Source organism: Azospirillum sp. TSO35-2 (assembly GCF_003116095.1).
In the GTDB taxonomy this organism is placed as follows: domain Bacteria; phylum Pseudomonadota; class Alphaproteobacteria; order Azospirillales; family Azospirillaceae; genus Azospirillum.
The window spans coordinates 458,363-478,670 of record NZ_LGRA01000022.1; the positions used below are offsets into that span (position 1 = coordinate 458,363).

At 69.3% G+C, this 20,308-nt stretch carries 17 protein-coding genes; 12 read left to right on the plus strand and 5 right to left on the minus strand.

All coding sequences use genetic code 11. The annotated features are described in order from the left end of the window. Nucleotides 1-55: 55 nt before the first annotated feature. Complete coding sequence (eno, locus tag TSO352_RS31930) at nt 56-1,333, plus strand: phosphopyruvate hydratase (protein WP_109111293.1); 1,278 nt, start codon at nt 56-58, stop codon at nt 1,331-1,333. A 64-nt stretch (nt 1,334-1,397) separates the two neighbouring features. On the opposite strand, the gene TSO352_RS31935 is transcribed toward eno, so the two are convergent. Together TSO352_RS31935 and TSO352_RS31940 are read right to left on the minus strand one after the other, a co-directional pair. After that, nucleotides 1,398-2,501, minus strand: a complete 1,104-nt coding sequence (locus tag TSO352_RS31935; RefSeq protein WP_109111294.1) for a plasmid partitioning protein — start codon at nt 2,499-2,501, stop codon at nt 1,398-1,400. A 289-nt stretch (nt 2,502-2,790) separates the two neighbouring features. Then, the gene (locus tag TSO352_RS31940; RefSeq protein WP_109111295.1) at nt 2,791-3,318 is read right to left on the minus strand and encodes a peroxiredoxin; all 528 of its coding nucleotides are present in this window, start codon (nt 3,316-3,318) and stop codon (nt 2,791-2,793) included. Between the two features lie 451 nt (nt 3,319-3,769). Between TSO352_RS31940 and TSO352_RS31945 the strand changes: the two genes are divergently transcribed. Both TSO352_RS31945 and TSO352_RS31950 read left to right on the plus strand, forming a co-directional pair. Further along, nucleotides 3,770-5,413 (plus strand): ATP-binding cassette domain-containing protein, encoded by a 1,644-nt coding sequence (locus TSO352_RS31945; RefSeq protein WP_247872584.1) that lies wholly within the window; start codon nt 3,770-3,772, stop codon nt 5,411-5,413. Between the two features lie 68 nt (nt 5,414-5,481). After that, entirely contained in the window at nt 5,482-6,909 is a 1,428-nt protein-coding gene (locus TSO352_RS31950) for an HlyD family type I secretion periplasmic adaptor subunit (protein WP_109111297.1), read from the plus strand. 86 nt (nt 6,910-6,995) lie between these two features. On the opposite strand, the gene TSO352_RS31955 is transcribed toward TSO352_RS31950, so the two are convergent. Beyond that, nucleotides 6,996-7,415, minus strand: coding sequence for a hypothetical protein (locus TSO352_RS31955; RefSeq protein ID WP_109111298.1), 420 nt, complete (start codon nt 7,413-7,415; stop codon nt 6,996-6,998). A 287-nt stretch (nt 7,416-7,702) separates the two neighbouring features. On the opposite strand from TSO352_RS31955, the gene phaC reads away from it, so the two are divergent. The 3 genes from phaC to TSO352_RS31970 all read left to right on the plus strand — a co-directional run bounded on the left by phaC (nt 7,703) and on the right by TSO352_RS31970 (nt 12,494). Continuing rightward, nucleotides 7,703-9,538 carry a class I poly(R)-hydroxyalkanoic acid synthase gene (gene phaC, locus TSO352_RS31960; RefSeq protein ID WP_109111299.1) on the plus strand — a complete coding sequence of 612 codons (1,836 nt, stop codon included), beginning with the start codon at nt 7,703-7,705 and terminating at the stop codon, nt 9,536-9,538. A gap of 397 nt (nt 9,539-9,935) precedes the next feature. Next, on the plus strand, nt 9,936-11,981 hold the full coding sequence (locus tag TSO352_RS31965; protein WP_247872585.1) for a serine/threonine protein kinase: 2,046 nt from the start codon (nt 9,936-9,938) through the stop codon (nt 11,979-11,981). Between the two features lie 21 nt (nt 11,982-12,002). Next, complete coding sequence (locus tag TSO352_RS31970) at nt 12,003-12,494, plus strand: hypothetical protein (RefSeq protein WP_109111300.1); 492 nt, start codon at nt 12,003-12,005, stop codon at nt 12,492-12,494. A gap of 76 nt (nt 12,495-12,570) precedes the next feature. Here the strand turns inward: TSO352_RS31970 and TSO352_RS31975 are convergent, their stop codons facing one another. Then, nucleotides 12,571-13,956 carry an amidase gene (locus TSO352_RS31975; protein ID WP_109111301.1) on the minus strand — a complete coding sequence of 462 codons (1,386 nt, stop codon included), beginning with the start codon at nt 13,954-13,956 and terminating at the stop codon, nt 12,571-12,573. 202 nt (nt 13,957-14,158) lie between these two features. Between TSO352_RS31975 and TSO352_RS31980 the strand changes: the two genes are divergently transcribed. The 4 genes from TSO352_RS31980 to TSO352_RS31995 are packed head-to-tail and all read left to right on the plus strand — an operon-like array spanning nt 14,159 to nt 18,157. Then, a complete protein-coding gene (locus TSO352_RS31980) occupies nt 14,159-15,316 on the plus strand; it encodes an ABC transporter ATP-binding protein (RefSeq protein ID WP_109111302.1) in 1,158 nt (385 codons plus the stop codon). Nucleotides 15,317-15,363: 47 nt separating this feature from the next. Beyond that, nucleotides 15,364-16,410: an ABC transporter substrate-binding protein gene (locus TSO352_RS31985; protein WP_109111303.1), complete on the plus strand. Its 1,047-nt coding sequence runs from the start codon at nt 15,364-15,366 to the stop codon at nt 16,408-16,410. 54 nt (nt 16,411-16,464) lie between these two features. Then, nucleotides 16,465-17,325, plus strand: a complete 861-nt coding sequence (locus TSO352_RS31990; RefSeq protein WP_109111304.1) for an ABC transporter permease — start codon at nt 16,465-16,467, stop codon at nt 17,323-17,325. A 19-nt stretch (nt 17,326-17,344) separates the two neighbouring features. Continuing rightward, entirely contained in the window at nt 17,345-18,157 is an 813-nt protein-coding gene (locus tag TSO352_RS31995; protein WP_199231801.1) for an ABC transporter permease, read from the plus strand. 20 nt (nt 18,158-18,177) lie between these two features. Here TSO352_RS31995 and TSO352_RS32000 read toward each other — a convergent pair whose 3' ends face one another. Beyond that, complete coding sequence (locus tag TSO352_RS32000; protein ID WP_109111306.1) at nt 18,178-18,531, minus strand: hydroxyisourate hydrolase; 354 nt, start codon at nt 18,529-18,531, stop codon at nt 18,178-18,180. A 29-nt stretch (nt 18,532-18,560) separates the two neighbouring features. Between TSO352_RS32000 and TSO352_RS32005 the strand changes: the two genes are divergently transcribed. Next, complete coding sequence (locus tag TSO352_RS32005; protein ID WP_109111481.1) at nt 18,561-19,766, plus strand: MFS transporter; 1,206 nt, start codon at nt 18,561-18,563, stop codon at nt 19,764-19,766. Further along, nucleotides 19,763-20,308 (plus strand): amidase (locus tag TSO352_RS32010; RefSeq protein WP_247872586.1); only part of this gene is annotated, 546 nt, incomplete at its 3' end. The genes TSO352_RS32005 and TSO352_RS32010, both read left to right, overlap by 4 nt.

A 20,308-nucleotide genomic window follows, 5' to 3' on the forward strand; every position in this document is an offset into this window, starting at 1 on the left:
GCGCCCACACCGAACATTTCCCCGAAACATCCCAAAACACGGGACATCTCTTCCCATGAGCGCCATCACCGAAATCCATGCCCGCGAGATTCTCGACAGCCGCGGCAACCCGACCGTCGAGGTCGACGTGACCCTGGACAGCGGCGCCTTCGGCCGCGCCGCGGTGCCGTCGGGCGCGTCCACCGGCGCCCACGAGGCTGTCGAACTGCGCGACGGCGACAAGGCCCGCTTCGGCGGCAAGGGCGTGCTGAAGGCCGTCCAGTCGGTCAACGGCGAACTGTCCAAGGCCCTGGTCGGCATGGACGCCGCCGACCAGCGCGTCCTCGACATGACGATGATCGAGATCGACGGCACCGAGAACAAGGGCCGCCTGGGGGCGAACGCCATCCTGGGCGTGTCGCTGGCGGTGGCGCGCGCCGCCGCCGAGGACGCCGGCCTGCCGCTGTACCGCTATGTCGGCGGCGCCTTCGCCTCGCTGCTGCCGGTGCCGATGATGAACATCATCAACGGCGGCGCCCACGCCGACAACCCGATCGACATCCAGGAGTTCATGATCATGCCGGTCGGCGCCGAAACCGGCGCCGAGGCGATCCGCATGGGCTCCGAGATCTTCCAGTCGCTCAAGAAGAAGCTGAAGGACGCCGGCCACAACACCAACGTCGGCGACGAGGGCGGCTTCGCCCCCAACCTGGGCTCGACCGACGACGCGCTCGGCTTCGTCATGAAGGCGATCGAGGCCGCCGGCTACAAGCCGGGCGACGACGTCATGCTGGCGATCGACGCCGCCTCCACCGAGTTCTTCAAGAACGGCAAGTACGAGCTGGCCGGCGAAGGCAAGTCGCTGAGCCCCGAGCAGATGGTCGCCTACTGGACCGACCTGGTCGGCCGCTACCCGATCATCTCGGTCGAGGACGGCATGGCCGAGGACGATTGGGAGGGCTGGAAGGCGCTGACCGACGCCATCGGCTCCAAGGTGCAGCTGGTCGGCGACGACCTGTTCGTCACCAACCCCAAGCGCCTGTCCCAGGGCATCCAGAAGGGCATCGCCAACTCGATCCTGGTGAAGGTCAACCAGATCGGCACGCTGTCGGAGACGCTGGAAGCGGTCGACATGGCGCACAAGGCCGGCTACACCGCCGTTCTGTCGCACCGCTCGGGCGAGACCGAGGACAGCACGATCGCCGACCTGGCGGTCGCCACCAACTGCGGCCAGATCAAGACCGGCTCGCTGAGCCGTTCGGACCGCCTTGCCAAGTACAACCAGCTGATCCGCATCGAGGAACAGCTCGGCGTCGCCGCCCGCTTCGCCGGCCGCGGCATCCTGAAGGCCTGATCGTTTTCGGGTAAGAAAAAGCCCCTCTCCGGTCCGCCGGAGAGGGGCTTTTTTCTTTATGCGATCATTCGCCGGACAGCGCGCCGATCATCTTGCGGACGGCGGTCATCTGGAAGCCGCCCTTGCGGGCGAAGTCGTAGCCGGTGTAGCCGAACCAGTCCCAGCACGCCTTGGGGTTGGAGGTCGGCTTGGCTGCGCCATCGATCTGCGGGTACAGCACGACGATGTTGTTGACGTCGGCCCAGCGGTTGTAGCCGGCGTTCACCGCGAAATGATCGCCGATCAGGTTCGACGCCATCTGGCAGCCGTGGAAGGCGACGTGGATGCGGCAGGTCTGCCGCCCGCCCTCGCAGGCCTCCGGCACGTAGATGTAGCCGGTCTTGGCCATCCCGGTCCGGCTGGTGTCGCCGACGAACGGGCGCTGGTCGAACAGAACCGGCGAACGGGCGGCGGTGGGGGCATTCGGCTTTTTCGCGTCGGCGTAGAAGAACTGGACGATGGCGCCGGCCTGATCATACTGGCAGTTGTTGATGTATTCGCTCTTCTCCCCTTCCTGGGGGATGAAGTTGCAGGCGGCGCCATAGCCGTCGGTGATGTAGGCGTGGGCCGCCTGCGGGTTCTTCACATAGGCGAAGTTGGCGTCGGTCACCCCCAGCGCCTTGTAGAACAGCTCGGTGGCGTCGGTGACCGGGCGCTTGACCGTCACGTCGTTGTCGCCGCTGAACAGGTAGATGCGCGACTGCGCCAGATTGGCCAGCGGGTCGATGTCCTTGGACTTTTCGCGCGCCTTGGCGTTGGCGACCAGATCGCCGACGCTGGGAGCGCCCATCGATACGTCCATGCAGCGCTTCAGCGCCACCACCGCCGGGGCAAGGCCGCCGGGCGACACCTCCGCGCAGTCATAGGGGCCACCGGCGACGATGCCGGCGCCCTTGACGAGGCTGGAGTAAGCGATCTGGAACTGGCCGGCCATGTAGGCGCCGGACGAGATGCCGGACACCGTCGTCTGCGACGGGTCGATCTTCAGCCTCATCGTCGACAGCGACAGCTCGGCGGCGCCGGCCGCCGGGGCCCCCAGCGCCAGCAGGGCGGCCGCGGCCAGGGCCGGCAGCGCCGTTTTGGCCAGGGTCGTTGTGGCGAGCGTGGTTTCGATGGTGGTGTTCGTCATGGGGGTCACCTCTGCCCTGCCAGAATTATCAACATCGCGTGGACCGGCGCGCGGACAGCTGCGGGGACAGCACGACCAGAGTGCTGTTGCCAGAGCGCTGTTGGTCGCCCACCGGTTGTGGCCGTCTATGCTTCATCCCCGCCATACACAGCGGAACGTAGCAAGGCAATCGTCGATGTCGATAAAAAAGGGAAGAGAGGCGCCAAGGATCGCCCGGACAGACGAAAGGCCGGCGGAGCGGACGCCCCACCGGCCTTTCGTCGTCTCAATCGCCGGGGCGCCCGAGGACTCAGGCGCGCAGGTAGCCCAGCACGTTTTCCGGCGAGGATTCGCCGTAGGGGTCGCCGTTCTCGCCCGCGTCGTTGATGCCCGGCTCCTCGAACCACTTCTCGACCACGCCGTCCTTCACGACCATGGCGTAGCGCCAGGAGCGGTAGCCGAAGCCGACATGGTCCTTGTTGATCAGCATGCCCATGCGGCGGGTGAAATGGCCCGACCCGTCGGGGATCAGCTTGACCTTGTTCAGGTTCAGGCTCTTGCCCCACTGGAACATGACAAAGGCGTCGTTGACGCTGATGCAGTAGACCTCGTCGATGCCCAGCGCCTTGAACTCGTCGTGGAGACGTTCGAAGGCCGGGCACTGCTCGTTCGAGCAGGTCGGGGTGAAGGCGCCGGGCAGCGAGAACACCACCACGCGCTTGCCCTTGAACAGATCGTCGCTGGACACGTCCTGCCAGCGGAACGGATTGGGCCCGCCGACGCTCTCGTCACGCACGCGGGTCTTGAACACCACCGAGGGGACCTTGCGCCCTTCCATCGTCGTCTCCGAATGTCGTTTGCGCGAAACCGGGTACCGCCGCGTGGCGACGGCCCTTCACCGCAGTGCCGGGAACGATAGCGGTTCCGCCCCGCCGCTCCAACCGCCTATTGGTCATGCGCCGTTCCGCCCGGCTTTCCGCGGCGAACCACCGCAAAACCTGCGCAAGAGCTGCGCAAAAGTGGTGGCATCCGGTGGCATTCCTGTGACGTCACCCGATCTTAACACCGCGTTTACCAAGTTAGCGTCATCTGAACTCGCCTGCATCCAGTGGGCACTGCGCCAAACGGTGACAATTGGAGGGCTGTTCATGCCTGTTTCGAACAAGACCAAAAACATGCACAAGACCGGTGGTCTCAAGCCGGAATCATCCTTTAACCGCCGTTATTTTTCCAGGATACTTGTTAGTACATTTATTTTCAGCGCTACCATCAACGCGCTGATGCTGGCAATGCCGATCTATTCGCTTCAGGTGTTCAGCCGGGCCATCCCGTCCGGCAATTACGACACGCTGGCCATGCTGACCATCATCGTGGTGATGGCGCTGAGCCTGAGCGCGCTGCTGGAAATGCTGCGCTCCCGCCTGCTGGCCCGCGCCGGCAACGCGCTGGAGGTGAAGTGGCGCCGCCGGCTGACCGCCGACGCGCTGGACGCCGCCGGCCGCGGCCGTCCGGACAACGGCCCGCTCGCCGACCTGATGGAGCTGAAGGGCGCCTTCTCGCGTCCGTCGCTGCCGGCCCTGATGGATCTGCCCTGGGCGCCGCTGTACGTCGTCGGCATCTATGTGATCCACCCGATGCTGGCGCTGCTGCTGGTCGTGTCGATGGCGATCATGGCGGTGATGGGCTGGATCGGCCACGCCGCCGTCCGCGAGGTCAACGACGAGAGCAAGCTGCCGGCCAGCCGCGCCCAGAAGCTGTTCGAGGCGCTGGCGTCCAAGTCCGACACCGTGCGCGGCCTGCGCATGGGCGGCTCGGCCCTGGACAGCGTCAACCGCGACTTCCTGACCGCCAGCGCGCTGCAGGGCCAGGGCTATGAGCGCAGCGCCGCCATCGGCGCCGCCACCAAGTGGGTGCGCATGGTCCTGCAGATCGCCGTCACCGCCGTCGGCGCCTGGCTGGTGATCGAGCAGCACCTGTCCTTCGGCGGCATGATCGCCACCTCGATGCTGGTCGGCCGCGGCCTCGCCCCGATCGAGCAGACCGCCGGCGCCTGGGGTGCCCTGCAGCGCTCCGCCCAGGCCGTCCGCCGCCTGCTGCCGCTGCTGAAGCGCCTGTCGCGCGAGCCGGAGCGGCCCTCCGTCCCGGTGGAGAGCGAGCGCCTGACCGTCGAGAACCTGCTGTTCGTCTCCCCCCGCGACCAGAAGCCGATCCTGCGCAGCGTCACCTTCACGGTGGAGCCGGGCGAGACCATCTGCGTCGCCGGTCCCAACCGGTCCGGCAAGTCGGTGCTGGCGCGCCTGTTGGCCGGCGTCGCCATCCCGTCGGCCGGCACCGTGCGGCTGGGCGGCCTGTCGATCGCCACCCTGACGCCGGAAACCGCCGACCAGGGCATCGGCTACCTGCCGCAGCAGGTCGACCTGCTGCCGGGCAGCATCGCCGACAACATCGCCCGCTTCGCCTCCGCCACCCGCGAGCAGGTCGAGGCCGCCGCCAAGGCCGCCGGCATCCACGAGTGGATCGAAAGCCTGCCCGCCGGCTATGAGACCGAGGTCACCGACCCGCTGTGCCCGATCACCGGCGCCTCGGCCCGCCAGATCGGCCTTGCCCGCGCCGCCTTCGGCCAGCCGCCGCTGCTGGTGCTGGACGAACCGACCGCCGGCCTGGACGAGCTGGGGATGAAGGCGGTCCGCGCCTTCGTGATGGAATGCCGGAGCCGCGGCGCCACCGTCATCGTCCTGACCCACTCGCCCGTCTTCGTCGACCTGTCCGACCGCACCTACGTGCTGAAGAACGGCATGGCGATGGAACTGCCGCGCCAGGACCAGCAGTCCCAGCAGGGCGCCGCCAACCTCGCCCGTCTGCGCAACCTCGGCCCGTCCCAGACCGGCCATGCATCCGGTCCCTCCGCGGCGACGGCGGGGGCCGCCGGCTGAGGCCGGCCGCAAGCCCCCCGCCACGCGACGACGCCCGACCCGGACTGGACTGAGCCAAGGAACACCCCATGACCACGCTGACCACGACCTTCCCGACCCCGCTGCAAGCCGACCACGCGACCCACCCGCCGGAATCCAACCAGCACGGCAAGCCGACGCGGATGGCGGCGACGATCACCTCGATCCACGCGCTGCGGGCGACGATGCCGGAAACCGGCGTGCGCAACCTGCTGCTGAGCGGCTTCGTAGTCCTGGCGGTCGGGTTCGGCGGCATGACCGGCTGGGCGGCGCTGGCGCCGCTGCACAGCGCGATCAGCGCGTCGGGCTCGCTGGCCCCGGAAACCGGCCGCAAGGTGGTGAAGAACACCGAGGGCGGCGTCATCAGCGAAATCCTGGTCAATGAAGGCGACCGGGTCAGCGCCGGCCAGGTCATGATGCGGCTGGACAGCACCGAGGCGCAGACCCGGCTGGACATGCTGAACGCCTCGTGGCTCGACACGCTGGCGCTGGAGGCCCGCCTGTCGGCCGAGCTGTTCGAGAAGCCGGCGATCGAATGGCCGGCGCAGCTCGCCGACCGCCGCGCCTCCGAGCCGGCCGTCGACAACGCCATGCGCAACCAGGAAAAGCTGTTCCAGGTCCGCCACGCCCAGCTCGAAACCGAAGCCAAGCTGACCCAGGACCGCATCGCCACGCTGGGCGACGAGGTGCGCAGCATGGAACAGCAGCGCGCCTTCCTGGCCCGTGAGATCAAGCTGTCGGACGAGGACATCCAGATCACCCAGGGCCTGCTGGACCGCGGCAACTCCACCCGCACCAAGCTGGTCGCGGCGCAGAAGGAGAACGCCCAGCTCCACGCCCAGGACCATGAGCTGGAAGCCCGCATGTCCCAGTCGCGCCAGCAGGCGGTCGACGCCCAGGGCGATCTGGTGCGCCGCCGCAGCGACTTCCGCGAGAAGGTGCTGATGGAGTTCGAGAAGGCCCGCGGCGACATCCAGAAGCTGGTCGACCAGACCCGCGACGCCAAGAACCGGCTGGACAACCGCACCATCAAGGCTCCGGACGCCGGCAACGTCGTGATGTACGGCCACCCGGCGGTCGGCGGCTCGATCACCGCCAACGAGCCGGTGCTGGACATCGTCCCCGACGACAAGGCGCTGCTGGCCGAGGTCCGCATCCAGCCGAAGGACATCAAGTCGATGGCCGTCGACCTGCCGGTGAAGGTGCAGCTGACCGCCTACGACACCCGCGTCGTCGGCACCATCGACGGCACCGTGTCCTACGTGTCGGCCGACCGCCTGACCGACAACGCCACCCGCCAGGAGTATTACCTCGCCCGCATCCGTCTGAAGGACGGCGACGCCCACGAGGTCGGCAAGCTGAAGATCAAGGCCGGCATGCCGGTGGAGGCCCGCATCGTGCTGTCGCCCCGCACCCCGCTGGACTATCTGATCCAGCCGCTGCGCCAGTCCTACGTGAAGGCCTTCATCCAGGAGTGATGCCTAGCAGGAGCAATCGCGGCCGTGATGCCGTGACGTGAGAAAAAGCCCCTCCTCCAACCGGAGCGAGGGGCTTTTCTCTGGGGTCAGCTCCGGCCGGGCTGGAGGTTCGGCTTCGGCGGGACGGCCATCGGGGTCGGCAGCGGCTCCGGCATCGGGATCGCCTCGGTCTCCGTCTTGGTGCGTCGCGATGCCGCACGGTCCTGCGCCAGCCGGTCCATCGCCTGCTCGCGCTGCGCCTCGGTCGTGAGGTTGGTCGGGCGCGGCGGCACGGTGCCCAGATTCGGGTAGCCGGTGCGCTCGCCGGTCATGGCGCGGATGGGCGACGCCGCCTCGTTGACCGGCGAGTCCGCGCCGGTCACGGCGCCGTAGAGGCCGGTGTCCAGCACCCGGTCGCTGCACGCCGACAGCCCGACAACCAACGGCGCGAGAATCATCGGCACAAATACGATCGCGGCGCCGACCGTCCGCTTCCCCGCCGCGATGCCCTGTCCGGCCGCCGCCATGTTCCGTCCCCGTCGCTGGTCGCCACGCCGCACTTGTGCGACAATGCGCGAAATGAAATGTTCACACCCACGGTGTATGAGAGGTCCCGGGTTTTCCCGCACTGCACAAGAGGGCCGAACCGCTGCATGTTACCGACCGCATCGCCGGCAGCCACATGTCGGTTCCACCCTCTCGACCGTTCCACCGCATGCCTGTATAGCCGCCCGCCCGCACCGCCCAAAGCCTAAACTCGCGGACACCGCCAACCGGTGACGCGACACACGCCCAGAGAAGAAGGACCGTGCTCATGGCCGAGACCAAGGCCCCCCCTCAGGCTTCCACCCCGGCGTCTGCCGCGATCCCGGACGTCAAGCTCCCCGACCCCGTCGAAATGTCGCGGGCGATGACCCGCATCGCCGAACAGAGCCAGCGGCTGGTGTCGGAGTTCCTGGCGCGTCAGGCCGCCGACGGCGCCGGGCCGAAGAGCCCCGACCCGATGGGCGTCGGCCATGCCTTCCTGGAAATGACGACCCGCATGATGGCCGACCCGGCCAAGCTGATGCAGGCGCAGATGACGCTGTGGCAGGACTACCTGACCCTGTGGCAGCGCACCACCCAGCGCTTCTTCGGCCAGGAGTCGCAGCCGGTCATCGCTCCAGCGAAGGACGACCGCCGCTTCAAGGACTCGGCCTGGGACGAGAACACGCTGTTCGACTTCATCAAGCAGTCCTACCTGCTGAGCGCGCGGTGGATGCAGTCGACCGTGAACCAGGTCGACGGGCTGGACGACCACACCGCCAAGAAGGTCGATTTCTACACCCGCCAGTTCGTCGACGCGATGGCGCCCTCCAACTTCGTCATGACGAACCCGGAGGTGCTGCGCGCGACGATCGAGAGCGGCGGCGAGAACCTGGTCAAGGGGCTGGAGCATCTGCTGAAGGACCTGGAGCGCGGCAAGGGCGAGCTGCGCATCTCCATGACCGACTATGACGCCTTCCAGCTCGGCAAGAACATCGCGGTCACCCCGGGCAAGGTCGTCTACCAGACCAGCCTGATGCAGCTGATCCAGTACACGCCGACCACGCCGGACGTGAACAAGCGGCCGCTGATGATCGTGCCGCCGTGGATCAACAAGTTCTACATCCTCGACCTGCGCGAGAAGAACAGCTTCATCAAGTGGGCGGTCGACCAGGGCCACACCGTCTTCGTCCTGTCCTGGGTCAACCCGGACGAGACGCTGGCGGCCAAGGGCTTCGAGGACTACATGGTCGAAGGCCCGCTGGCCGCGCTCGACGCCATCGAGAAGGCGACCGGCGAGAAGGACGTCAACGCCATCGGCTACTGCCTGGGCGGCACGCTGCTGGCCTCGACGCTCGCCTACATGGCGGCCAAGAAGGACGACCGCATCAAGTCGGCGACCTTCTTCACCACCATGCTGGACTTCACCGAGGCCGGCGAGCTGTCGATCTTCATCGACGAGGAGCAGCTGACCTTCATCGAAGGGCAGATGGCCGAGCAGGGCTATCTCGACGGCGCCAAGATGGCGACCACCTTCAACATGCTGCGCGCCAACGACCTGATCTGGTCGTTCGTGGTCAACAACTACCTGCTGGGCAAGGATCCCTTCCCCTTCGACCTGCTGTACTGGAACAGCGACAGCACCCGCATGCCGGCGGCGATGCACAGCTTCTATCTGCGCAACATGTACCAGAAGAACATGCTGGCGCAGCCGGGCGCGGTGTCGCTGAAGGGCGTGCCGATCGACCTCGGCAAGGTGAAGGTCCCGTCGCTGTTCCTGTCGGCGCGCGAAGACCACATCGCCCCGTGGAAGAGCACCTTCAGCGGTGCCCAGCTGTTCAGCGGTCCGGTCAAGTTCGTGCTGGGGGCGTCGGGCCACATCGCCGGCGTCGTCAACCCGCCGGCGGCCAACAAGTACTGCTACTGGACCAGCGAGAAGCTGGCCAAGACCTCCGACGAGTGGCTGGAGAAGGCAACCCAGACCCCCGGCTCCTGGTGGCCGGAATGGAACAAGTGGGTCGGCCAGTTCGCCAACGGCAAGGTTCCCGCCCGCCAGCCGGGCGACGGCGCCCTGCCGGCGATCGAGGACGCGCCGGGCTCCTACGTCAAGGTCAAGAACGACTGATCCTCAGCCGCCCTGACAGCCCCTCTCCCCTGGTGGGAGGGGGGTGGGGGCCTATGGATCGGCCTTCGCTTTTTGACGAAATGCTGTGGTGATTGGCAAGATTTACACGGATGACACGGATTACACGGTTTTTTAAGCTTGGCGGCGCCCCAAGTCTTCTCAAAACTCGACGATTGGATGACGCCACATCCGTGAAATCCGTGTTTACATCCGTTCAATCCGTGTAAATCTTGCCCGCCCACCTCCGCCCCGGCCAAGGATCCGCCGCCCGGTGGGAGGGGTTTCTTTCTCCAATCCAATCCGATAGTGTTACGCACGCGCACGTTAAGGGTTTGTTTGCCCTTTTCACGCCACCTAAGGCTCGCGCACATTCGCACGCCTCGGGGATCCGCCGTCCATGCCATCCGACGCCCAGACCGCAACGATGGGAGCCGCCGCGGCACCGATGGCGAACGCCGAACCGGTCAAGCTCGCCGAACGCTACGAGATCCAGCCCGGCGCCCCGTTGCCGGCGCTGAACGCGGTTGGCGGCAACGCCTTCACCGCCAAGGCGCTGCGCGAGAAGCGGATCGAGCCCTTCGCCATCATCGCCCACGCCGCGGTGCTGCCGCGGATGGACATCTGCGCCACCGTCGGCAGCCTCGACAACGCCACGCACATGCGGCTGCTGGACTGGGGGCTGGTGGACTGGCCGCAGGACCGCGGCCGCCGTTTCTGCCTGGTGTTCGAAAAGCCGGGCGGCAAGCGGCTGATGGGGTCGCTGGCCGAGACGCTCGACCCGATGCCGGAGGACCAGCTCACCCGCCAGATCGTCCACCCGCTGGTGGCGGCGCTGAAGGAGCTGTCGAGCCGCGGCGTCGTCCATGGCGCCATCCGCCCGACCAACCTGTTCTACCGCGACCTCGCGTCGGGCGGGCTGATGCTGGGCGACTGCGTGTCGACCCAGCCCGGCTACGCCCAGCCGGTGCTGCTGGAGACGATCGAACGCGGCATGGCCAACCCGGCCGGGCGCGGCACCGGCACGGTCGCCGACGACCTCTATTCGCTGGGCGTCACCCTGCTGATCCTGGCGCTGGGCCGCAACCCGCTGTCGGGGCTGGACGACGACGCGGTGCTGCAGGCGAAGATGGATCGCGGCTCCTACCCCGCCCTGGTGCAGCAGAACCGCCTGCCGCTGGCGATCAACGAGGTGGTGCGCGGCCTGCTGGTCGACGACCCGAAGCAGCGCTGGACGCTGAACGACCTCGATCTGTGGGTGGCGGGCCGCCGGCTCAGCCCGAAGCAGCCGCAGATCTCGCGCCGGGCGGCGCGGCCGCTGGAGTTCCAGGGGTCGGAATACTGGCATTGCCGCACGCTGGCCCGCGCCTTCTCGCGCCACGCCCCGGCAGCGGCCTCGGTGATCGAGAGCGGCGAGTTGGACAAGTGGCTGCGCCGGTCGATGGGCGACGACGTCCGGGCCGAGGCGGTGAACAACGCCATCCAGACCGCCTCCAGCGGCAAGGGCGGCAGCCAGGGCGACCGGCTGGTCGCCCGCGTCTGCATCGCGCTCGACCCCAACGCGCCGATCCGCTACCGCGGCCGGGCGATGATGCCCGACGGCATCGCCACCATGCTGGCCGACGCCTTCATGCGCAGCGAATCGCCGCAAGCGGTGGCCGAGGTGGTCGCCAACCAGTTGCCGATGTTCTGGGTCAGCGTCCAGACCGACTTCAGGCCGGAGTTCGTGCCGCTGGTGCAGAGCTTCGACCAGCTGCGCGGTTTCCTCGACCGCGCCAGCCACGGGCTGGGGGTGGAGCGGGTGCTGTACGAGATGAACCCGACCATGCCCTGCATGAGCGCCCTGGTGGTCAAGCAGTTGCCGACCACCCCGGCGGAGCTGCTGCGCGCGCTCGACTGGCTGGCGGCGGGGGGCGAGCGGCACAAGGACCCGATCGACCGCCAGGTCGCCTCCTTCCTGGCCGCCCGCCACAAGCGCGGCGACGAGCTGCTGTACACCCAGCTCGGCAGCGGGGTGGAGCCGATGCGCCGCGTCGTCGCCATGCTGACCATCCTGTCGGACATCCAGGCCCGCACCGGGGTCGACGGGCTGACCCACCTCGCCGCCTGGGTGGTGGCGCTGCTCGACCCCGCCTTCCGCCGCTTCCACAACCGGCCGCAGCAGCAGGAGGTGCGCAAGATGGCCGACGCCGCCGCGCACAACGGCCGCCTGACCGAGCTGCTGAAGGTGGTCGACGACCCCGACGCCCTGCGCCGCGACCGGCTGGCGTTCGAGGCGGCGCAGATCGCCTACCGCGAGGCCGACGCGGAGATGGACAAGGTCCGCCACACCATCGCCGACCGCAACAGCATCATCGAGACGTCCGGACGGCAGGTCGCCGCCATCGTGTCCAGCCTGCTGTCGACCGTCCTGGTCGCCGGCATCATCCTGTTCTTCGCCTTCTGACCGGGCAGCGGGGGTATCGTCATGGCGCGTAGGAAGAAGAAAAAGGGCGGAACCCTGACGCTGGTCCTGCTGATCGTCCCGGCGGCGCTGATCGTGCTGCCGACGACGATCCTGTTCGGCGTCGGCATGATCCCGACCATCGTCGCCTACATCATCGACCGCGACCCCGACAAATCGGCGCCGATCACCGTCGGCGGCCTGAATTTCTGCGGCTGCATGCCCTTCGCCATCGATTTGTGGAAGCACCAGCACACGATCACCGCCGCGGCGAAGGTGTTCGCCGATCCGCTGTCGTGGCTGGTGATGTACAGCGCCGCCGCCGTCGGCTGGGGCATCTATTACGGCGTGCCGCCGCTGGTCGCCGGGCTGGAGGTGACCCGCGCCGAAAAGCGGGTCGAGGTGCTGAAGCAGAAGAAGGTCGCCCTGGTCCAGGAATGGGGCCCGGACGTCGCCGGCGACACCTTCGACCAGTCCGGCGGCTTCGAGCCGGGAGCGGAGCCGGACGCCATCTGATCCGGCTCCGGCAACGGCCGACGATGCCCGCATTCCGTCCACACCGCCGGTTCGGCATGGGCGGAATGGCCGGCGGTCAGGCCGGCCAGCGGTGGACGAAGCCGGCCTCGCGCTCCAGCCGGCGGCCGAGCCGGACCAGCCGGGCCTCCTCGCCCGGGCGGGCGATCAACTGCACGCCGAAGGGCGGATCGCCGGCGGTCCCGCCGCCGACCGGCAGGGTCAGCACCGGGAAGCCGATCAGCGTCACGATGGCGGTCACCCCGAGATAGTCGAGGATGGTCTCGACCGGGCGGCCGTCGATGGCCATGACCTCGCCGTCCGCGTTCGGCCAGGGCAGCACGCCGCAGGCCGGCGCGGCCAGCACGTCGATCTCCTCGAACAGCGCGACGAAGCGCCGGTACAGCGCGGTGCGCGCCGCCTGCGCCTCCAGATAGGCGTCGGCGGTGATGCCGGCCCCGGCCTCGATGTTCCAGCGCACGGTGTCGGTCAGCCGCGCGCCATGTTCGGCCAGCAGCGGGCCGTAGGCGTGGCGGGTCTGCGCGGCGCGCAGCGTGCGGAAGGTCGCCATGGCGTCGCCGCAGTCGGGATGGCGCCGCGCCACCGGGCCGGCGGCGCGCTCCAGCCGCTCCACCGCCGCGTCGAACCGGGCGCGCACCGCCTGCGACACGGTGGCCGCACCGAAATCCGCCGTGGCGCCGAGCCGGGACACCGAGCCGTCGTCGCGGTCGCCGAACAGCGAGGTCGGGTCACGCAAATCCGCCCCGGCCATTGCGCCCAGCAGCAGCGCGCAATCCGCCGTGTCGCGCGCCAGCACGCCGTGGGTGGCCAGCGTGTCCCAGCCGAGCCGGCGCCCCGGCGCCGGGATCAGCCCCGGCGTCGGCCGGATCGAGGCGACGCCGCAGAAGCTCGCCGGCACCCGCACCGAACCGCCGAAGTCGGTGCCGTGCGCCAGCGGCGCCATGCCCACCGCGACCGCCACCGCCGATCCACCGCTCGACCCGCCGGAGGTCAGCACCGGGTCGAACGGGTTGCGCGTCGGCCCGGCCAGCCGGTTCTGGCAGACCGCGCCCATGCCGAACTCCGGCGTGTTGGTCTTGCCGATGACGATGCCGCCCGCCGCCTCGATCCGCGCCACCGCGAGGTCGTTGGCCACCGGGACATGGTCGGCGTAGAGCGCCGATCCATAGGTGGTGCGCACCCCCGCGGTGTCGGTCAGATCCTTCACCGCCACCGGCACGCCGTGCAGCGGCCCCAGCGGGGCGGGCGCCGCGTCCAGCGCGTCGGCCCGGGCCAGCGCCGTGTCGGCGGCCACCGTGAGAAAAGCCGACAGCGCCGGGTCGGTCGCGGCGATGCGGTCAAGATGCGCCTGCACCGCCTCACGCGCCGACAGCTCCCGCCGCGCCAGCTTGGCGGCGAGCCCGGCGGCGCTGTCGCGCCACACGGCGCCCGTCTGCTCATTCATGCGTCAAACCCCTTCCGTGACGAGAAATGCGGCAAATGCCTCGATGCGGCGCCCAGAACGGCGCCACAACCCCACGCGCGCTGCGTCGCGGACATGCATGAAACACAGCTATCATACTGACAAACAACGGTGAACCATGAAACGGCATACCGTTTGCTAAACAGGAGGCACAGGACAGTAACCCGAAACGGACGGTGCAGCCATGACCAGCGCCTCGCCCACCACCGCAGCGGCCGCCCCCGCCGGACCATCCACCGGCCCATCCCAGGGGCGGACGCTGCTGCTCGACGGGATCACGCAACGCTACGGCGCCTCGGTCGCCGTGAACGACGTGACGCTCGACATCCGGGGTGGGGAGCTGGTGGCGCTGCTGGGGCCGTCCGGCTGCGGGAAGACGACGCTGCTGCGCATCATCGCCGGCTTCCTGGCCCAGACGAAGGGGCATGTGATCGTCGGCGGCGAGACGATGGACGGGCTGCCGCCCAACCGCCGCTCGGTCGGCATCGTCTTCCAGAACTACGCGCTGTTCCCGCACATGACGGTGGCGGAGAACGTCGCCTACGGGCTGGACGCGCGCGGCGTCGACCGCGCGACCCAGCGGCGCGAGGCGCAGCGCATGCTGGATCTGGTGAAGCTCGGCCACCTCGGCGACCGCACCCCGCGCCAGATGTCGGGCGGCCAGCAGCAGCGCGTCGCGCTGGCCCGCGCGCTGGCGGTCAACCCGTCGATCCTGCTGCTCGATGAGCCCTTCGCCGCGCTCGACAAGAATCTGCGGCTCGACATGCAGATCGAGGTCAAGCGCATCCAGCGCCTGTCCGGCATCACCACCATCCTGGTCACCCACGACCAGGAGGAGGCGCTGTCGATGGCCGACCGCGTCGCCGTGCTGAGCCAGGGCCGGCTGGAGCAGTTCTCGCCACCGACCGACGTCTACGACGCGCCCGAAAGCCTGTTCGTCAACAGCTTCGTCGGCTCCGCCAACCGGCTGGGCGGCGTGCTGGAGGCGGCCGACCGCAGCGGCGGACGGGTGCGGTTGGACGTCGGCGGCGTCATCGAAACCCGCGCGCCGCGGGGCGACGTCGGCCCCGGCGACCGCGTCACCGTCTGCCTGCGGCCCGAGCATCTGCGCGTCGATCCCGGCGCGGCCGCTGGCGATGGGGCCGGCGAGGCGCTGAACGGCGTGGTCGAGATGGGCCTGCCGCTGGGCGCCACCATCGTCCACGAAATCCGCGTCGGCGACGGGTCGGCCGTGAAGGTGGCCGAATCGCGTTTCGAGCGCGCGTCGGTCCTCGCCCCCGGCACGCCGGTGCGCCTCGCCCCGCTGGCGCCGCGCCTCGCCTCGGTCTTTGCCGCCGCCTGAGTTTTTCCAATTCCGCCAGCCCTCCCCCGACCCTGCAGGAGTGAACGATGCTGTTGACCCGCCGCAACCTGATGCAGACCGCGCTGACGCTGGGCGCCATGCACGCCTTCCCCGGCCTGACCTGGGCGCAGGCCCGCCCGCTGGTCTTCGCCACCTTCACCGGCAGTTGGGAGGAGGCGCACAAGGCCGTGCTGGTCCCCGCCTTCCGCAAGGCGACCGGCAACGCCGACATGGTGCTCGACCCGATGCTGTCGGTCGACCAGATCGCCAAGGTGACGGCGGCGAAGAACAACCCGCCGATCGACGTCATGCTGCATGATCCGGGGCCCGCCCTGCAGGCGGTGGCGCAGGGGCTGGTCGAGCCCTATCCGGTCGAAAAGAGCGCTTATTACAAGGACCTGATCCCGGCAGCGCAGGAACCGACCGGCCCGGCGCCCTTCTTCCAGGTGGTCGGTCTGACCTACAACCCGGAGACGGTGAAGACGCCGCCGACCAGCTGGGCCGATTTGTGGAAGCCGGAGTTCAAGGGCCGCGTCGGCATCACCAACCTGAACTCGACGCTCGGCACCGGCTTCATGGTCGAGCTTGCCAAGATGCATGGCGGGTCGGAGAGCAACATCGACCCGGCCTTCAAGGCGATCGAGGCACTGCGCCCCAGCCTCGCCGCCGTCGCCGCCAACCCGGGGCAGTTGGCGACGCTGTTCCAGCAGGGCCAGATCGACATTTCGCCCGGCAACTTCAACGCCATCCAGATCCTGAAGGCGCGCGGCGTGCCGGTGGAGTTCGTCGCCCCGAAGGAAGGCGCCATCGCCTTCAAGACGACGATCCACATCGTCAAGAACTCCCCCAACAAGGAGCTGGCCTTCAAGCTGATCGAAGCCGCCCTGTCGCCGGAGGTCCAGGCGACGCTGATGGAGGAGCCGTACCTGATCGTGCCGACCAACACCAAGGTCGCCATGAAGGGCGAGATCGCCAAGGCGCTGGCCAAGGACCACGCCGAGATCGCCAGCAAGTTCGTGTTCCAGGACTGGGCAAAGATCAACGAGCAGCGCGCCGCCTGGATCGAACGCTTCAACCGCGAAATCCGGGTGTGATGTTTCCCCTCTCCCGGGACGGGAGAGGGCTTTACGACAGGAGACGACCACGCCATGGCCGCGACGACGCTGCGTTCCGTCACCACCTACGATCTGAAGCTCGCGGCACCGTTGGCGCTGGGCTTCCTCGTCTTCTTCGTGACGCCGCTGGTCATCCTGCTGGCGCTCAGCTTCCAGGCCGATCCGCAGGGCAGCCGGTACGGCCTGACCCAGTACGTCCATTTCCTGGCCGACCGCTTCAGCCTGGGCGTGCTGGGGTCCACCCTGTGGCTGGGGGTCAAGGTCACCGCGCTGACGCTGCTGCTGGGTTATCCGGTGGCGTGGCTGCACCAGCGGGCGCCGGGCTGGGGCAAGGGCGTCATCATGCTGCTGGTGCTGCTGCCGCTGCTGACCAGCGTGGTGGTGCGCACCTTCGCCTGGGTCGTCATCCTCGGGCGGCAGGGCATCATCAACGCCGCGCTCGGCGGGTTGGGGCTGATCGACGCGCCGCTGAAGCTGCTCTACACCGACAGCGGCGTCGTCATGGCGCTGGCGCAGGTGCAGATGCCGCTGATGGTGCTGCCGCTGATCACCGCGCTCAGCCGGATCGACCCCAATCTGGCCGACGCCTCGTCGGTGCTGGGGGCCGGGCATTGGCGGACCTTCCGCAAGGTCACGCTGCCGCTGTCGCTGCCGGGGATCATCGCCGGCTGCCTGCTGACCTACGCCGCCGCCATCACCGCCTTCATCACCCAGAGCCTGATCGGCGGCGGGCAGATGCTGTTCATGCCGATGTACATCTACCAGCAGGCCTCGACCCTGCAGAACTGGCCGTTCGCCGCCGCGATCTCCATCATCTTCCTGGCCGCGGTGCTGGTGGTGGTGTCGGTCTTCACCGTGCTGGGCCGCCTGTCGCGCGGCTACACCAACGCCTGACCGGAAGGGAGCCGCCATCGTGAGCAACCGCCGCATCGACCTCGACGCGCTCAGCTTCCGCGTCGTCATGACCGGCATCGCCCTGCTGGCGCTGGTGCTGCTGGCGGCGCCGACCGTCGTCGTGGTCTGGGTGTCCTTCACCAACGGCTATTCGCTGAAATTCCCGCCGCCCGGCTATTCGACCCGCTGGTATGTCGAGCTGTGGAACGCTTGGCAGCTGCAGTTCGCCATGATGAACAGCCTGAAGGTCGCCGCCTGGGCGACCGGCCTGTCGGTGCTGCTGGGGGTCGCCGCCTCGCTCGGAATCGCGCGGTCGGAAAAGCTGACCGCCCGCGTGCTGGACAGCCTGTTCCTGTCGCCGCTGGTGCTGCCGGCGCTGGCCTTCGGGCTGTCGTCGCTGATGTTCTTCTCGCTGGTCGGCCTGCCGGTGTCGCCGCTGACGCTGATCATCGGCCACACCGTGGTGTCGGTGCCCTATGTGGTGCGCAACAGCGTGGCGTCGCTGGCGCAGTTGAACCCGTCGCTGCTGGAGGCGTCGGCCAGCCTGGGGGCCTCGCGGCTCTACAGCTTCCGCCGGGTGACGCTGCCGCTGATCCGGCCGGGCATCATGGCCGGCGGCTTCATCGCCTTCATGGCGTCCTTCGACAATGTGCCGGTGTCGCTGTTCCTGCGCGACGCCGCCACCGACATGCTGCCGATCCGGATGTGGCAGGACCTGGAAGGCAAGCTGGACGTCACCGTCGCCGCGCTGTCGGGCGTGCTGATCGTCGTCACCATCGCCCTGATGCTGGTGATGGAGCGGGTCGCCGGGCTGTCCAAACGCCTGACCTGAGAAGGTTGACCCGAGCGCCGTCAGACACCCAGAAACAGCGATACGCCGAAGGGCGTGAACTTCAGGGGCAGATGCAGATGCCGATCCAGATCGGTCACCACGAAGCGGAAGGGCAGGATGTCCAGGAAACCGGTCTGCGCCTCCGGGTATCCGGCAGCGCGCAGCCAGTCGCCGATGTGGAACAGCGCCTCGTGCGGGCCCGGCGCGATGCCCTCCCCGCGCACCGTCGGGTGGTCGAGCTGGCCGTTGGCGCCCAGCCGCCCCGACGCCAGCAGTCGCCGTTCGGGGGTCAACGCGTGAAGCTCCACCAGCAACCCTTCGGCGGCGACGCCGCGCGCCACGTCCACGCCGTGTATCGAAATGCCGCCCGCCATGCCCGTATCCCCGCCTTAAGGTGTCCGCCATGGTAGCCGAGGCGATCCACGCCCCGCCAGCCCTGCCTCCAGCCCTGCCGGCGCTGCGCCCGGCGCTGGTGGCGATGACCGGCCTGCAGGCGCTGGTGGCGCTCGGCCTGTTCGCGCCGGGGGTGCTGGCGCCGCGCATGGGGATCGACCCGGCCGGGCTGGGGCTGTTCTCCACCACCGGCTTCGTGGTGGGCACGGCGGCGTCGCTCTATGGCGGGGTGCTGGCCGGACGGCTGGGCGCCTTCCGCGTCGCCTCGCTGTGCGCGGCGGCGGTGGCGGTCGCCATGCTGTGCGCGATGATGGGCGGCGGGGCGGTGGCGCTGCTGGCCGCCGGGGTCGCCATCGGCGTCGCCTGCGGGCCGGAGACGCCGGCCAGCGCCGCCATCCTCGGCCGGCTGGCGCGCGAGGCCGACCGGCCGCTGGTCTTTTCGGTCCGCCAGACCGGCAACCAGTTCGGCGCCATGGCCGGGTCGCTCGCCTTGCCGGTGCTGGCGGCGGCGGTCGACCCGCGCGCCGGCTACGCCGTCATCGCCGCGCTGGCGCTGGCCGGCATCCTGGTCTTCGAGCGGATGCGCCGGGCCTACGACCCGCTGACCCGCTCCGCCGGCCGGGCGTTCGGGCTGGGCGCGGCGTGGCGGCTGGTGCGCGACGACGCGGCGCTGCGGCGGCTGGCGGTGGCGTCGGCGCCCTACGCCGCCAGCCAGTTGGCGCTGAACGGCTTCTTCGTGGTTTTTGCGGTGACCGAACTGGGCCTCGGCCATGTCGCCGCCGGGGTGGCGCTGGCGGTGGGCCAGGGCGGCGGGCTGGTCGGGCGGCTCGGCTGGGGCGTGGTCGCCAGCCGCTGGGTGGCGCCGCGCCGGCTGGTCGCGTGGCTCGGGCTCGGCATGGCGGCGGCGTCCGCCTTCGTCGCGCTGGCCGGGGCCGCCCTGCCCTTCCCCGCCCTGCTGGTCGCCACCTTCCTGATCGGCCTGACCGCCAGTGGCTGGAACGGCGTGTTCCTGGCCGAGGTCGCCCGGCTCGCCCCGCCCGACCGCATCGGCGAGGCGACCGGCGCGGTGATGGTCGGCGGCTATGTCGGGCTGATCGCCGGGCCGGTCCTGCTGATCGCCGCCAGTTGGGCGTTCGGTGGGCTGGCCGCCGGCTACCTGCTGTTCGCCGCGCTGGCGGCGCTGGCCGGCTTCGGCCTGTTGGGAGAGCGCGGATGAGCGCCGTCACCTCCGCCCGGGCCATCGCCCGCGCCGTGAACGCCGGCACCCGCAGCGCCCGCGCCGAGGCCGAAGCCTGCCTCGCCCGCATCGCCGCCGGAAACCCGGCGCTGAACGCCATCGTCGCCGTCCATCACGACGCGGCGCTGGCGCAGGCCGACGCCGTCGACCGCCGCGTCGCCGCCGGGGAGACGCTGCCGCTGGCCGGGATTCCGGTCGCCGTCAAGGACACCATCTGGGTCGCCGGTCGGCGCGTCACCCAGGGTTCCCGCCTGTTCGCCGATTTCGTCGCCCCCGCCGACGCCATCGCGGTGGAGCGCCTGCGCCAGGCCGGCGCGGTGCTGGTCGGCATGGCCAACAGCTCCGAATTCGCCTGCAAGGGGGTCACCACCAACCCGCTGTTCGGCCCCACCCGCCACCCGCTCGACCCGGCTCTGACACCGGGCGGCTCCAGCGGCGGCCCGGCGGTGGCGGTGGCCGGCGGGCTGGTGCCGCTGGCGCTCGGCACCGACGCCGGCGGGTCGAGCCGCCGCCCGCCGGCC

Coding starts and splice junctions, on each gene's coding strand:
- eno (WP_109111293.1), top strand. CDS start 56: ATGAGCGCCATCACCGAAATCCATGCCCGCGAGATTCTCGACAGCCGC.
- TSO352_RS31935 (WP_109111294.1), bottom strand. CDS start 2,501: ATGACGAACACCACCATCGAAACCACGCTCGCCACAACGACCCTGGCC.
- TSO352_RS31940 (WP_109111295.1), bottom strand. CDS start 3,318: ATGGAAGGGCGCAAGGTCCCCTCGGTGGTGTTCAAGACCCGCGTGCGT.
- TSO352_RS31945 (WP_247872584.1), top strand. CDS start 3,770: ATGCCGATCTATTCGCTTCAGGTGTTCAGCCGGGCCATCCCGTCCGGC.
- TSO352_RS31950 (WP_109111297.1), top strand. CDS start 5,482: ATGACCACGCTGACCACGACCTTCCCGACCCCGCTGCAAGCCGACCAC.
- TSO352_RS31955 (WP_109111298.1), bottom strand. CDS start 7,415: ATGGCGGCGGCCGGACAGGGCATCGCGGCGGGGAAGCGGACGGTCGGC.
- phaC (WP_109111299.1), top strand. CDS start 7,703: ATGGCCGAGACCAAGGCCCCCCCTCAGGCTTCCACCCCGGCGTCTGCC.
- TSO352_RS31965 (WP_247872585.1), top strand. CDS start 9,936: ATGCCATCCGACGCCCAGACCGCAACGATGGGAGCCGCCGCGGCACCG.
- TSO352_RS31970 (WP_109111300.1), top strand. CDS start 12,003: ATGGCGCGTAGGAAGAAGAAAAAGGGCGGAACCCTGACGCTGGTCCTG.
- TSO352_RS31975 (WP_109111301.1), bottom strand. CDS start 13,956: ATGAATGAGCAGACGGGCGCCGTGTGGCGCGACAGCGCCGCCGGGCTC.
- TSO352_RS31980 (WP_109111302.1), top strand. CDS start 14,159: ATGACCAGCGCCTCGCCCACCACCGCAGCGGCCGCCCCCGCCGGACCA.
- TSO352_RS31985 (WP_109111303.1), top strand. CDS start 15,364: ATGCTGTTGACCCGCCGCAACCTGATGCAGACCGCGCTGACGCTGGGC.
- TSO352_RS31990 (WP_109111304.1), top strand. CDS start 16,465: ATGGCCGCGACGACGCTGCGTTCCGTCACCACCTACGATCTGAAGCTC.
- TSO352_RS32000 (WP_109111306.1), bottom strand. CDS start 18,531: ATGGCGGGCGGCATTTCGATACACGGCGTGGACGTGGCGCGCGGCGTC.
- TSO352_RS32005 (WP_109111481.1), top strand. CDS start 18,561: ATGGTAGCCGAGGCGATCCACGCCCCGCCAGCCCTGCCTCCAGCCCTG.